Here is a 13,025-nt window from a genome sequence, read left to right as displayed (position 1 = left end):
CAATGGCAAAATTCTTCATCGAGCGGCCGATCTTTGCGATCGTGCTTTCCATCCTGATCATGCTGGCGGGAGGGATATCCATTTTCTCGCTGCCGATCGAACAGTTCCCTCCTGTCGCCCCGCCTACGGTCCAGATCAGCACCACCTACCCCGGCGCTTCCGCCACCACCGTGCAAAACACCGTGGTGCAGGTGATCGAACAGCAGATGAACGGCATCGACAACCTGCTGTACATGGCGTCCAGCAGCGACGACACCGGCCAGTCGACCACTACCCTGACCTTCGCCGCCGGCACCAATCCCGACATCGCCCAGGTGCAGGTGCAAAACAAGCTGCAGCTGGCGGTGCCGCTGCTGCCGGCGCAGGTGCAGCAGTCCGGCGTCAAGGTCACCAAATCCAGCAACGCCTTCCTGATGGTGATCGGCTTTGTCTCGGCCGACAACAGCATGAACAAGTTCGACATCGCCAACTACGTGGTATCGAATGTCCAGGACCCGCTCAGCCGCATCAACGGCGTCGGCAACATGAACGTGTTCGGCACCCAGTATGCGATGCGGGTCTGGCTGGATCCGACCAAGCTCAACAGTTATTCGCTCACCCCGCTTGACGTCACCGCCGCCTTGCAAGCCCAGAACGTGCAGATCTCCGGCGGCCAGCTGGGCGGCACGCCGGCAGTGCAGAACCAGCAGCTGAGCGCAACCATCACGGAATCCACCCTGCTGCGCACCACCAAGGATTTCGGCGACGTCTTGCTCAAGGTGCTGCCGGACGGCTCGCAGGTGCGCCTGAGCGACGTCGCCCGCATCAACCTCGGCGCCGAGAGTTTCAACGTCGACAATCAATACAACGGCCAACCGGCTTCCGGCATCGGCATCCAGTTGGCGCCGGGCGGCAACGCGCTGGTCACGGCGGATGCCATCAAGGCCCGCATCAAGGAACTGGAACCGTATTTCCCGCACGGCTTGAAGGTGGTCTACCCGAACGACGTCACGCCCTTCGTCAAGATCTCGATAGAGGAAGTCGTAAAAACCCTGCTGGAAGGCATCGTGCTGGTGTTCCTGGTGATGTACCTGTTCCTGCAGAACGTGCGCGCCACGCTGATTCCTTCGATCACGGTGCCGGTGGTGCTGCTGGGGACCTTCGGCGTGATGTCGGCGCTGGGCTTTTCGATCAATACCTTGTCCATGTTCGGCCTGGTGCTGGCGATCGGCTTGCTGGTGGACGACGCCATCGTAGTGGTGGAAAACGTCGAGCGAGTAATGCACGAGGATGGCTTGTCGCCGCTGGAAGCAACCCGCAAGGCGATGAGTCAGATCAGCAGCGCCCTGATCGGCGTGGCCATGGTGCTGTGCGCGGTGTTCGTGCCGGTGGCGTTCTCCAGCGGCACGGTGGGCGGGATCTATCGCCAGTTTTCGCTCACCATCGTCGCCTCCATGCTGTTGTCGGTATTCGTCGCGCTGTCGCTCACGCCGGCCTTGTGCGCCACCATCCTGAAGCGCCCCAGCCAGGATCATAGCGAGAAAAAAGGCGGCTTCGGCTGGTTCAACCGCAACTTCGACAAGGGGCGCGACAAGTATGTCAAGGGCGTACGCCACGTCGCCGCCCGTTCCGGCCGCTGGCTGCTGGTCTACCTGGCGGCGCTGGTCATCGTCGGCGTGATGTTCGTGCGCCTGCCGGCCTCCTTCCTGCCGAATGAAGACCAGGGCTTCCTCTTCGTCCAGGTGCAAACGCCGCCGGGCGCCACCCAGGCCCGCACCGGCCTGGTGCTCAGCGAAATCAGCGATTACCTGCTGAAAGACGAGGCGGCCATGGTCGACGCCACCTTTGTCGTGAACGGCAACAACAATGCCGGCCGCGGCCAGAATCAGGGCCAGCTGTTTGTCCGCTTGAAGGACTGGTCGCTGCGCAACAAGCCCGAACTGACCGCCAAGGCGCTGTCGGACCGCATCGACAAGCATTTTTCCGCGAACAAGGAGGCCGACATTTTCGCCTCCAGTCCGCCGCCGATCCGCGGCCTGGGCAGCGCCGCCGGTTTCGATTTCGAACTGGAAGATCGCGGCGGCCTTGGCCATGAGGCCCTGGCCAAGGCGCGCGACCAGCTGCTGTCCCTGGCGAAACAGGACCCGGCCCTATCGCAAGTGCGCTTTACCGGCGAAGCCGACAATCCGACCATCAAGGTAAATATCGATCGCGAAAAAGCCGCCGCCCTCGGCGTCAGCGCCGCCGACATCGACCAGACCTTCTCGATTGCCTGGGGCTCGCGCTATGTCAATAATTTCCTCGACACCGACAACCGCATCAAGAAAGTCTACGTGCAAGCCGACGCGCCTTACCGCATGAACCCGGACGACATGCAGCAGCTCTACGTGCGCAGCAGCAGCGGAAGCATGGTGCCGTTTTCCGCCTTCGGCACGATGGAATGGACCTACGGTCCGCCGCAGCTGCAGCGTTATAACGGCGTCGAGGCGATGGAGATCCAGGGCCAGTCGGCGCCAGGCCAGAGTTCCGGGAAAGCGATGGCTGCCATGGAAAAGCTGGTCAAGCAGCTGCCGGCCGGCATCGGCTACGAGTGGACCGGCACTTCAAAACAGCAGGCGCAGTCAAGCTCGCAGGCGCCCTTGCTGTACGGCTTGTCGATCCTGGTGGTGTTCCTCAGCCTGGCCGCCCTGTATGAAAGCTGGTCGATCCCGGTTTCGGTGATCATGGTGGTGCCGCTCGGCATTCTGGGTGCGCTTTGCGCGACCTCATTCATGGGCTTGTCCAATGACGTTTATTTCCAGGTCGGGTTATTGACCACGATTGGCCTGTCGGCCAAGAACGCAATCCTGATCGTCGAATTCGCCCGCGAACTCCAGACAGAAGGCCGCACCGCACTGCAGGCGGCGATCGAAGCAGCGCATATGCGGATGCGGCCGATCGTCATGACCTCCATGGCCTTCGTGCTTGGCGTATTGCCGCTGGCGCTGGCCAACGGCGCCGGCTCCGCCAGCCAGAACGCCATCGGCACCGGCGTGATCGGCGGTACCTTGGCGGCTACCTTCGTCGCCACCTTCATGATTCCGATGTTTTACGTGGTGGTCGCCAACAAGCTGGGCAAGAAAAAGAAAGCACCGGCGCCGGCAGCGTCGCCGCGGATTGCGGCCGATCCAAGTGCGAGAGGACATTAAAATGGCACGATATATACATGCGAAACATGCGAAACATACGAGATATCTCGTCAGCGCGGTTTTGCTGACTTTCATCGCCGGCTGCTCGCTGCAGCCGGTATACCAGCGCCCGGTGTTGCCGGTGGCTGGCGCCTTTCCGGTCGGCCAGGCCTACCAGGATCCCGTCGCCAGACCAGGCGCCACAACCCTGCCGGCGGCGGATATCGGCTGGCGTAATTTCCTACCTGATCCGCGCCTGCAGCGGCTGGTCGAGCTGGCGCTGCAGAACAACCGGGATTTGCGCGTCGCCGTGCTGAACGTTGAAAAAGTCCAGGCCCAATATCGGATCCAGCGCGCATCGCTGTTCCCGCAGGTCAACGGCAATACGGGCCTCTCGGATTCGCGCACGCCAGCCAGCGTCGCGTCCAGCCACAATCCTACGGTCTCCCATGACTATTCGGCAGGTCTGTCCGCATCATGGGAAATCGATTTCTTCGGCCGCTTGCGCAGTTTGTCGGACGCGGCGCTCGAACAATACCTGGCCAGCGCCCACGCACGCCAGGCCGCTGAGATACTGCTGGTGTCCCAGATCGCCGACCAGTACCTCGCCACCCTGGCTTACGACGAACAGCTGGCGCTGACCCAGGGCACCCTGCAGACTGCCCAGGCTTCATACAAGATCGTGAAACTGCAGTTCGATACAGGCACGGCGTCAGAACTGGATTTGCGGCTGTCGCAAACCACGGTCGAACAGGCTCAGGTCAACTATTCGGCTCAGGTGCGCTTGCGGGCACAGGCTGAGAACGCCTTGGTGCTGCTGGTCGGCCAGCCCTTACCGCGCGACCTGCCGCAAGCAGTCAAGCTGGACGCCCAGCCCATCCTGGCGGATATTCCCGCCGGCTTGCCGTCGGACCTGTTGCAGCGGCGTCCGGATATCTTGCAGGCGGAAGCAGTCCTGCGCTCGGAGAACGCCAACATCGGCGCCGCCCGCGCGGCGTTTTTCCCGCGCATCTCGTTGACCGGCACCCTGGGCAGCGCCAGCGCGACCCTGGGCGGGCTGTTTGCCGCCGGCTCCGCCGCCTGGTCCTTCATACCGGCGCTGACCCTGCCGATCTTCAACGCCAGCGCCAACCAGGCTAACCTGGACGTGGCGCGGATCCAGAAGGATATCGGCATCGCGCAATACGAGAAAACCATCCAGACCGCTTTCCGCGAGATATCCGACGGCCTGGCTGCGCGCGGCACCTACGACGACCAGCTGGCGGCGCAGCAGCGTTACACCGATGCCCAGCAGCGCCGGTTCGAGCTGGCCAACATGCTCTACACCAACGGCAGCGACAGCTATCTGAATGTGCTGACCGCGCAGACCGATCTTTACGCTGCTCAGCAGGCCTTGATCACGGCGCGCCTGAACCGCCTGACCAGCCTGGTCGACCTGTATCGCGCGCTGGGCGGCGGCTGGCTCCAGCATAGCGGCGATACAGCGCGCAGCGCCGCCAGCCAAGCACCGAAAGCGGGCTGATTGTGCTGAAACCGTTCCGGCATTAGTATTCCATCAGGCGCGGCACGGAATGCCGCGCAAAAAAACATTTTTTACCTGGAACCGTCAAGCCGAATTTATTGAGAATATCCTAAAACGGAACAAGCCCTCATCCTGAAAATCGATGCCGCAGGGTGGGCACTCCATGCCCACGCAGTGCTGCGAACATTCGCGCTTCGGGCTTCGCGCCCCGCTACGTCCGCGTGGGCACGGAGTGCCCGCTCTAGCGGTGATTTTCGGTGGTTTAAGGAAGCATCAATAAGTTGGATTTAAGCTGAGAACATGCCATGAAGCTGCTGATCGTCGAAGACAACGAGCGCGTCGCCCTGTTCCTGAAGAAGGGGCTGAGCGAATCAGGACACACGTCCGACCATGCCGACAACGGCCGCGACGGCATGTTCCTTGCCGCCAGCGAGCCCTATGACGCCATCATCATGGATCGCATGCTGCCAGGCGGCATCGACGGCCTGGCCATCATCGAGGCATTGCGCGCCACCGGCAACAAGACTCCCATCCTGATCCTGAGCGCGCTTGCCGCCGTCGACGACCGCATCCGCGGCCTCAAGAGCGGCGGCGACGACTACCTGGTCAAGCCGTTTGCCTTTGGCGAATTGCTGGCGCGGCTCGACGCCCTGCTGCGCCGTTCGCAGGACGCCCGCTCCGAAACCACGCTGACGGTGGGCGACCTGTACATGGACCTGCTGTCGCACAAGGTAAGCCGCGGCGGCAAGGCGATTGTGCTGCAGCCGCGTGAATTCAAGCTGCTCGAATACCTGATGCGCCACGCCAACCAGGTGGTGACACGCACCATGCTGCTGGAAAACATCTGGGACTATCATTTCGACCCGCAGACCAATGTGGTCGACGTCCACGTCAGCAAGCTGCGCCAGAAGATCGACGCCGGCATCGAATGCCAGCTGCTGCGCACCATCCGTAACGCTGGCTACATGCTGACCGCCGATGATTGACTCCTTGCGTTTCTCCGCGCGCTCGGTGGCGCTCAGCTTTGTCGCGGTGAGCCTGGTGGTTCTTGCATTCTTCGCCTCGCCGCTCTGGTATGCCTGGCGCGAAACGGTGGAAGAAGACCGGGCCCGCCTGCTGCAGGCCGATACGCACAGGCTGGAAAACGTCTTCAATATGCAAGGCGTGGCGGCGCTGACCGCCGCCATCAATGTGCAGGTCGGAACCCAGGCAGCCGGCGCGGAAGACCTGATCGTGCTGGCCGATGCCTCGCTGAAGCGGCTGGCCGGCAACCTGCCGGCGTGGCCGCATGAAGTATCCGATCTGGTTGCCGATGCGCCCGGGCCGCAGGCCTCCTCGATCGACATCAACGGAATTCCGACCCGGGTTGTACTGCTGCACACCAGGCTGCCGGGCGGCTATCACCTGCTGGTCGCAAACGACGTTGCAAAATATCGCGGCCTGGAAAATCTTTTCCTGTATGGCCTGATATGCGCTACCGGCATCATTCTGGTGCTGGGCGTGGTTGGCGGGATGCTGGTCCGGCGTACGCTGCTGGCCAAGGTCGGCGACATCAACCTGGCGGCCTCCGCCATCATGCAGGGAAATTTTTCGCACCGGCTGCCGGCTTATGGCGGCGAAAACGAACTCAACACCCTGGTCGAGACGGAAAACCGCATGCTGGACCAGATCGAGCAATTGATCAGCGGCGTCCGCAACGTCTCGAACTCGATTGCCCATGACTTGCGCACGCCGCTGGCGGAACTGCGCTCGCGCCTGGAGGAACTGGCGCTGACCCGGCCCGGCCCGGAGCAGACTTTCAACGAGATCGACGGCGCCATCAGCGACGTCGATCGCGTCATCGATATCTTCAACGCCCTGCTGCGCCTGGCGGAAATCGATAGCGGCGCGCGCCGTTCCGGTTTCGTCGACGTGGATGTCGCCAATGTAGCCAGCGAAGTGGCAGAATTTTATCAACCGCTGGCGGAGCTGCAGGGACGCACGCTGTCTTTTACATCGTCCGAGCCGCTGGTGCTGGCCGGCGATCCGCTGCTGCTGGCGCAGGCGATTGCCAATCTTGTCGACAATGCGCTGAAGTACGCACCGGAAAACGGCAAGATCAGCGTCGAGACTTCGCGCGCCCCGGATGGCGCAATCCGGATCGCGGTGTCGGACGACGGCCCCGGCATCCCCGACGCCGAGAAAGCGAAAGTACTGGAGCGCTTCTATCGCGGCGACACCAGCCGCGGCACGCCGGGTGTCGGACTGGGGCTGAGCCTGGTGGCTGCGGTTGCCAAATTACAGGGCGGTGTCCTGACCTTGAGCGACAATCATCCTGGCTTGCGGGTCATGCTGGTTCTCCCCTCGCCGACGAATTTGCTTAACGTCCCGCATCAGCACAGGCACACATCATCTGGCATTGCATGACGCATCCAATGTAGCAAAAGAAAAACTCTCCCATGCCAGAATGCCAATGAAAACATCACACCCGTTGCAATCCCAGTGAAAACACCACGCCATCCGCGACATTTTGGGCGGTAATGGTCCCGCCCATCTTGGCCATATAAGTCTTGGCGACAAACAGCCCTTGCCCCCGGCTGCCGTTGGCGCCGGCGTCAAGCTGGTCGGACACGCCGTATTCGAAAATCTTGTCGATCAATTCATCAGCGATATTCGGCCCGTAATTATGGATGGCGATGGTGGCTGCGGTTTCGGTGGTTTTCAGGTCGATGGAAATCACGGAGCCCGCTTCGCGGCAACGGTCGGCATTGCGCAGGACATGGGTTACCACATCCTCCAGGGAATAGTCATCCGCCCTGACCATCACGCCCTGCTGGCCGCCGGAGAAGCTGACATCTGCGATACCGACCAGCGGCGCATTGTCGGCGACGTTGCCGAGAAAAGCGCCGATGTCGATGGCCGTAACCTGCAGCACCGTGGATTGGAACGCCTCGCTGGGAGAGGCGCTGCCATACAGCACCCGCACTGCCTGCTGCATGCGGTTGATGTAGCGGCTGCTCTGGCTTTCGGCGGCGCCGTGCAGGGCCATCAGCGATTGCAGCGGCGACATGATTTCATGGCCTACCGCATGCCACATTTCTTTTTCCTGCTCGGCGCGGATTTCCTCCCGCTCAAGGTCTTCCTTGACGCGCCTGAGCAGGTCATGCAGGCAGCTTGCCAGCACGCCAAGCTCGTCGGCGCCGCGCAGATCGGTCAGGTCGAACTGGTCGAGCCCGCCTGAACCTTTGACGATCTTCGACACCTTGGCTGCGCGCCGGGTCAGCAATGTGATGCGGCGAATGATGCCAATCTCGATGATCAGCCAGGCGACGAACAAGGCCAGCAGCATGGCGCCGACAAACCACGATACCCGCGCAGCCACCACCCCCAGGCTGCGGTTGACGCTGCGTTCGTCGCCCGTCAGGGTCACATCATAGATCCCCGTCGAAGTCACGACAGATTCCCGGCTTTCGTTCGGCGGCCCGACTTCGTCCACTGGCAGGCGGCGCACCAGGCGGCTTAGCAGGCGCGAGCTATCGTCCGGATGATCTTCGGCCCCGGCCAGGCTGACCAGGTCGGCGCCGTCTGCCGCGCCGCGCTTCCTGATGCGCAAGCTCTCGCCCGGCAACAGCAGCGAGGCAAGGTCGCCCACGGAAAATGCCCTTGCTGCGCCGGCGCTTTTACTGTCGAACAGCAGCGGGCCGTCGCCCGGGGGCAAGACTTCGATCCGCACCTGGATCTTGTCCAGGTCGGCCGGCGGCCAGACCGGATTCTTTTCCTGGAACAGGGCATCCTGCAAGACGCCGACCGGCAGGCGCAACGAGAAAAAAGAACTGCGCGGGCAATCGGCAGCGCCCTGCCCGGGCTTGCTGCATAAGGTGCTTTGCCAGATCCAGCCGCGGAAATCCTTGACCGGCCTCGCTCCCACACGACCGCTATCGTCATCGAGAAAGCCGGTCAGGCGGCCATGCGCGCCACGCGTTTGCACGGCATTCGGATCGCCGTTCTTTTCAAACGGCGCAATCCAGCGGTAGGTCTGCCCGCGCAGCGTTACCGTCACCCGCAGGCGATGGGCGTCGCCGATATCCTGCTCGCCGCGCTGGTGCGGCACCAGTTCATCACTGACGAAACTGCCGGCCGCATAAATGAAGCCGCCGGCCCAAGGGTTGTTGCCGACGGCCACGCAGAGCGCGCCGTCGTCGCCATACTGCACCAGGCAGCCGGACATGGTGATGGCCTGCCGCACCTTGTTCTGGTCGTCGAAATCGAGCGAGGGAAACGGCAGCAATACCGGATGCAGCGCATCCGCGCCGCCATTTTCGGCGCGCGGATTCAACAACGCCAATTGTCCGGCCGGATGGCGCAAGGTGGCCATGATCTGGTCGCTGGTCTTGCTGAAGCTGGTCTGGTAATTCTTGTAGCTCAGTTGCTTTTCCTGCTGCAGCACGTACAGCGCCAGCGCCACCGTAGCCACCGCCAGCAGCAGGAAGGCGCCGCGAAACAGGATACGCAAGCGGTATTGGGCGAGATTCGGAAAACTGATCTTCATGTGCAGTCATTCCCGCTGTTGAAGTGGCCGCGCATCACTTTTCCTGGTCGACCCAGCGAAAGCCGCGCATCGGGATATTTTCAATGCAGGAGAACTCGGCATCGACCTCGCGAAACGCATCGCGGATGGTGCTGACGTGCTTGCGGATATTGTCGCGGTTGCGCCCGCTCTTGACCACCTGGAACAGCTGCTCATAGGTCACCACCTGGCCGCGGTGCTCGTACAGCGCCGCCAGCAAGCGTTGCGCCGTCAGCGGCAGGTTGATGCGTTGCGCGCGCCAGATCGGGGTCTTCTGGCGCAGCGGGTCGATCGACAGTTCATTGCTGCTGGCCGGGGGCATGTTCTCCTTCGCGCCGTTGCGGTCCTTGGCTGCGCGCAGGATTTCCAGGAAGGTATCGATGAAATCGGATTCCTCGAAGGTCGCCTTTTGCAGGTAATCCCAGGCGTCCAGCGCCTTCATGATGCTGCGGTAGATGGTGGCCGGCATGGCCGACACCACCAGCACCGGCGTTGCCTGGCCCTTGTTGATGGCATTGATGATGGCGACGCCGGCATGGCGCTCGCGCCCCAGCTCGATGTCGAGCACCACCAGGTCGTAATTTTCACGCGCCAGCGCCGCCTCGGCATCATCGCGCGTGTACCACTGGTCAACCTGGATGCCAGGCTTGGCCGCCTCGATCCAGCCTTTGAGCTGGTTGCTGGTCGGGATGTCGTCTTCGATCACCGCTACTTTTTGTGCCTGCTTTGACATTTTTTCTCCGCTGCTTCCGCTATCAATGACGCCCCTCCTCTCCCACTTCTTTGGCGGCCCACCCTTGCCTTGTGCATCTGCAAGGAGAGGACACCCGCGTGCGGGATTGAGGATTCATGAAAGTATCCACGCTTTCCCATGAAAAGTCTGCGCCGCGCTGTGAGTATTTCTTCACACGGCTTACCGGACTGCGACGTTGCGGAGCATTCACCACCCCCGGATAACGCGACTGCCCCTGCCTGCCCATTGTTACTTCCGCCACCTGGAGCGCAAGATTCTTCCCAGGGAAAAGCATTGCATGCCGCTCCCGACCATCGAATTACCACATCAACCAGGGGAATATCATGTCTGAACGGCTCGAATCACTGTTACAAGGTCTGCTTGCACTGCTCACCACAACCATTGCGGCAATCGGCGCCACGCTGGCCGGCCTGGGCCGTGCCGCGCGGCGCGCCTGGATACTGTTGCTGGCAATCGGGCTGATAGGCGGCGCCGGCTACGAACTGTTCACCCATCCGCCGTTCAAAACCCTGGAGCCCGGCGAAGTCGGCATCCGCTCCAACAAGCTTACCGGCGCCGCTACCGAGGTAAAAGAAGGCCTGGTGGTGATCATCCCCGGCCTGCATGAGTTGCGGCGCTACTCGCTGCTGGACCAGGTATACCGCCCGGTGCGCAGCAGCAAGGCCAATGGCGAAGCGCCGTTCCAGTCGATCGAGGGCCTGTCGCTGGGCGTCGACCTGACCATACGCTACGCCATCGATCCGGCCAGGCTGGCAAGCATCGCCAAGGAATTGCCTGCCGATATCAACGGCGAAATCGTCGAGCCCATGGTGCAAGGCGTGATCTACAAGTCCTTCACCCGTTATTCGGTGCGCGACATCTTTTCCACCAAGCGCGGCGAGATCCAGAAAGAAATAGAAAACGAGCTAAAACCGAAACTGGCGGCCGACGGCATCATCCTGCGCGGCGTGCAGATGGGTCAGGTCGACCTGCCGCCGGAATACCGCCAGGGCATGGAAAAATTGCTGGCCGAGGAGCTGGAAACCGAAAAAATGAAATACACGCTGGAACTGAAGAGCAAGCAAGTCAAGCAAACCGAGCTGGAAGCCGAAGCCGAGAAGGTCAAGCGCGAAAAATCGGCCGAAGCAGCCGGCAACGAACAAATCATCGCCGCCAAGGCCCAGGAAGAAGCCATGAAACACGTGCTGCCGTTCAAGCAAAAACAGATCGAGCAGCGCCAGTATGAAGCCGAAGCCGAAAAGGTGTCGCGCATCAAGACCGCCGAAGGCAGCGCAGAAGCGCGCCGCATCGAAGCCACCGGCGAAGCCGATTCGCGCCGCAAACTGGCCGACGTCGAAGCCTATCGTCTGGAAACGGTCGGCAAGGTCACCAGCGCCCAGCTGGAACGCGATGGCGCGCTGATCACGAAGAACCCCTTGCTGATCCAGAAAACCATGGCCGACAAGCTGTCCGACAAGATCTCGGTGATCATCGCCGCGCCCCCAGCCAGCGGCGGCTTCATCGGCTCGGCCCTGCTCGGCAGTACGCAGGCGGTTGCCTCCCAAAACCCGCAAACCAGCGCTGCCGCTACTCAGGAGACACAACAATGATGCTCGCCGCCCTGGCCCTGATCGCCATCGTCACCCAAGATAGCGCCGCCCTGCGCGCCGCGCCGCGCGAATCAGCCCAGCAGCAGGCCGTGCTGTGGCAAGGCGACAGCCTGGAAGTGCGCGGCGAGAAGATGGATTACCTGCAGGTCTACGACCACCGCCGCGAACGCGGCGGCTATATCCGCGCCTCGCAAGTACGCACCCAGTCGCTGGAACCGAAAGACGCGCCCGACTTGCTGGCAGTGGTGCGCTTCCTGCGCGACACGCCGGGTGCCGAGGCGCTCGGCATCAGCTACGCGGCGGCCTACCTGAAAGCGGCGCCGGCCGAAGCCATCGGCCCCGAATCGTTCGATGCGCTGGGCGTCATGGCGGATCGCCTGGCGCGCCGTGCCTCCGCCAAACGCGGCAAAACCGACGACACTGTATTGTCAGCCCACCTGGAAGTGGCATCCAGCTATGGCATCGGCATGCAAGGCTTCGAGCGCGACGGCCGCGTCCAGCTTTGCTACAACGGCGAAGCCTTCCGCCGCGTGCTGGCCATGAAATCGAACGACGGCCAGCGCGCCCGCGCCGCCCTGGCGCTGACCCGCCCCGAATGCGTAGACCCTGCCATCACGCCCACCGAGCGCAACAGCCTGGATGCCTGGCGCGCCGACATCCTCGACCGTGTGCAGCTGACCGATTTGCCCGAGTACGAAAAAAACCGCCTACGCCTGCGCCGCGCCAGCGTCTGGGCCAGTATCGCCTTCGAGCGCGCCAGGCAGCATCAGCCTGCGCAGGAAGTCGCCAACCGCGCCTTGCAGGAACTGGCCGGCGTCAACAAGGAAGAAATCGCAGAACCGGACACAGGTGCTTATACCGACGCCGCCGTACGCGTCGCCGCCTCGCGTTGGGCGGCGGAACCTGAACCCGTCAGCGCAGTCGGCAACGGCCTGGCGGTCGTCACCACGCCGGGCGAAAGCGGCGAAACCTGCGTCGCGCTGGTAGACGCCAAGCACGATCAAAAAAATCCGCTCGTCAAGCGCTGCACCTACGGCCTGGTCTGGAAAGCCTCGGCCAGCGTCAACGCCCAGCAAAGCGCACTGGCGCTCGCCGTGCAGCCGCTAGCTTCATGGCGCGAGCTGTGGGTATTTCATCAGGGAGAAAAAGGCTGGACTATCGACATCCTGCCGCCGGCCGCCAATGCGCCCGATGTCGGTTACCTGGAATTTGCCGGCTGGGTGCCGGGTAGCGCCAAGATGCTGGCGGTGCGTGAAGCGCGCGTGGATGGGCGTTTCAAGCGCAGCTTTGAAGTGATACGGATGGATTCCATGGATGTCGAGAAACAAGCCGACAATCCACGCTCGCTGAGCTTGTTTTATCGCTGGCAGGATCCGGCGTGGAAGCGCGGTACCCTGAGTATGCGGTGATGGCGGACAGCTAGGGAACACAGGTTCGCAATAGTGCGGCGGGCGCAACTCCAACGCCC

8 protein-coding genes are annotated in these 13,025 nt (G+C 62.3%); 6 read left to right on the top strand and 2 right to left on the bottom strand.

The genetic code is table 11. The features are described 5' to 3' along the window. The first annotated feature begins 2 nt into the window (after positions 1 to 2). From BCF11_RS21275 to BCF11_RS21260, 4 genes are all read left to right on the top strand, one after another. Complete coding sequence (locus BCF11_RS21275) at positions 3 to 3,167, top strand: efflux RND transporter permease subunit (protein ID WP_098496508.1); 3,165 nt, start codon at positions 3 to 5, stop codon at positions 3,165 to 3,167. Between the two features lies 1 nt (position 3,168). Continuing rightward, positions 3,169 to 4,668, top strand: coding sequence for an efflux transporter outer membrane subunit (locus tag BCF11_RS21270; protein WP_098496507.1), 1,500 nt, complete (start codon positions 3,169 to 3,171; stop codon positions 4,666 to 4,668). A gap of 305 nt (positions 4,669 to 4,973) precedes the next feature. Next, positions 4,974 to 5,654 carry a response regulator transcription factor gene (locus tag BCF11_RS21265; protein WP_098496506.1) on the top strand — a complete coding sequence of 227 codons (681 nt, stop codon included), beginning with the start codon at positions 4,974 to 4,976 and terminating at the stop codon, positions 5,652 to 5,654. Beyond that, positions 5,647 to 7,074, top strand: coding sequence for an ATP-binding protein (locus BCF11_RS21260; RefSeq protein ID WP_098496505.1), 1,428 nt, complete (start codon positions 5,647 to 5,649; stop codon positions 7,072 to 7,074). The genes BCF11_RS21265 and BCF11_RS21260 overlap by 8 nt, the downstream gene beginning before the upstream one ends. Positions 7,075 to 7,129: 55 nt before the next feature. Here the strand turns inward: BCF11_RS21260 and BCF11_RS21255 are convergent, their stop codons facing one another. Both BCF11_RS21255 and BCF11_RS21250 read right to left on the bottom strand, forming a co-directional pair. Continuing rightward, positions 7,130 to 9,196 carry a sensor histidine kinase KdpD gene (locus BCF11_RS21255; protein WP_098496504.1) on the bottom strand — a complete coding sequence of 689 codons (2,067 nt, stop codon included), beginning with the start codon at positions 9,194 to 9,196 and terminating at the stop codon, positions 7,130 to 7,132. A gap of 34 nt (positions 9,197 to 9,230) precedes the next feature. Next, complete coding sequence (locus BCF11_RS21250) at positions 9,231 to 9,947, bottom strand: response regulator transcription factor (RefSeq protein ID WP_098496503.1); 717 nt, start codon at positions 9,945 to 9,947, stop codon at positions 9,231 to 9,233. A 344-nt stretch (positions 9,948 to 10,291) separates the two neighbouring features. Between BCF11_RS21250 and BCF11_RS21245 the strand changes: the two genes are divergently transcribed. Continuing rightward, positions 10,292 to 11,557, top strand: coding sequence for an SPFH domain-containing protein (locus BCF11_RS21245; RefSeq protein WP_098496502.1), 1,266 nt, complete (start codon positions 10,292 to 10,294; stop codon positions 11,555 to 11,557). Further along, on the top strand, positions 11,554 to 12,966 hold the full coding sequence (locus tag BCF11_RS21240; RefSeq protein WP_098496501.1) for a hypothetical protein: 1,413 nt from the start codon (positions 11,554 to 11,556) through the stop codon (positions 12,964 to 12,966). Before BCF11_RS21245 ends, BCF11_RS21240 begins: the two co-directional genes overlap by 4 nt. The last annotated feature ends 59 nt before the right edge of the window (positions 12,967 to 13,025 follow it).

The organism is Collimonas sp. PA-H2 (assembly GCF_002564105.1).
In the GTDB taxonomy this organism is placed as follows: domain Bacteria; phylum Pseudomonadota; class Gammaproteobacteria; order Burkholderiales; family Burkholderiaceae_D; genus Collimonas.
The sequence above is the reverse complement of the archived record's forward strand: the minus strand, read 5'-3'. Positions and strand labels throughout refer to the sequence as shown.

What these genes read in the sequence shown, in the direction of transcription:
- BCF11_RS21275 (WP_098496508.1), top strand. Translation starts at nt 3, where the DNA reads ATGGCAAAATTCTTCATCGAGCGGCCGATCTTTGCGATCGTGCTTTCC.
- BCF11_RS21270 (WP_098496507.1), top strand. Translation starts at nt 3,169, where the DNA reads ATGGCACGATATATACATGCGAAACATGCGAAACATACGAGATATCTC.
- BCF11_RS21265 (WP_098496506.1), top strand. Translation starts at nt 4,974, where the DNA reads ATGAAGCTGCTGATCGTCGAAGACAACGAGCGCGTCGCCCTGTTCCTG.
- BCF11_RS21260 (WP_098496505.1), top strand. Translation starts at nt 5,647, where the DNA reads ATGATTGACTCCTTGCGTTTCTCCGCGCGCTCGGTGGCGCTCAGCTTT.
- BCF11_RS21255 (WP_098496504.1), bottom strand. Translation starts at nt 9,196, where the DNA reads ATGAAGATCAGTTTTCCGAATCTCGCCCAATACCGCTTGCGTATCCTG.
- BCF11_RS21250 (WP_098496503.1), bottom strand. Translation starts at nt 9,947, where the DNA reads ATGTCAAAGCAGGCACAAAAAGTAGCGGTGATCGAAGACGACATCCCG.
- BCF11_RS21245 (WP_098496502.1), top strand. Translation starts at nt 10,292, where the DNA reads ATGTCTGAACGGCTCGAATCACTGTTACAAGGTCTGCTTGCACTGCTC.
- BCF11_RS21240 (WP_098496501.1), top strand. Translation starts at nt 11,554, where the DNA reads ATGATGCTCGCCGCCCTGGCCCTGATCGCCATCGTCACCCAAGATAGC.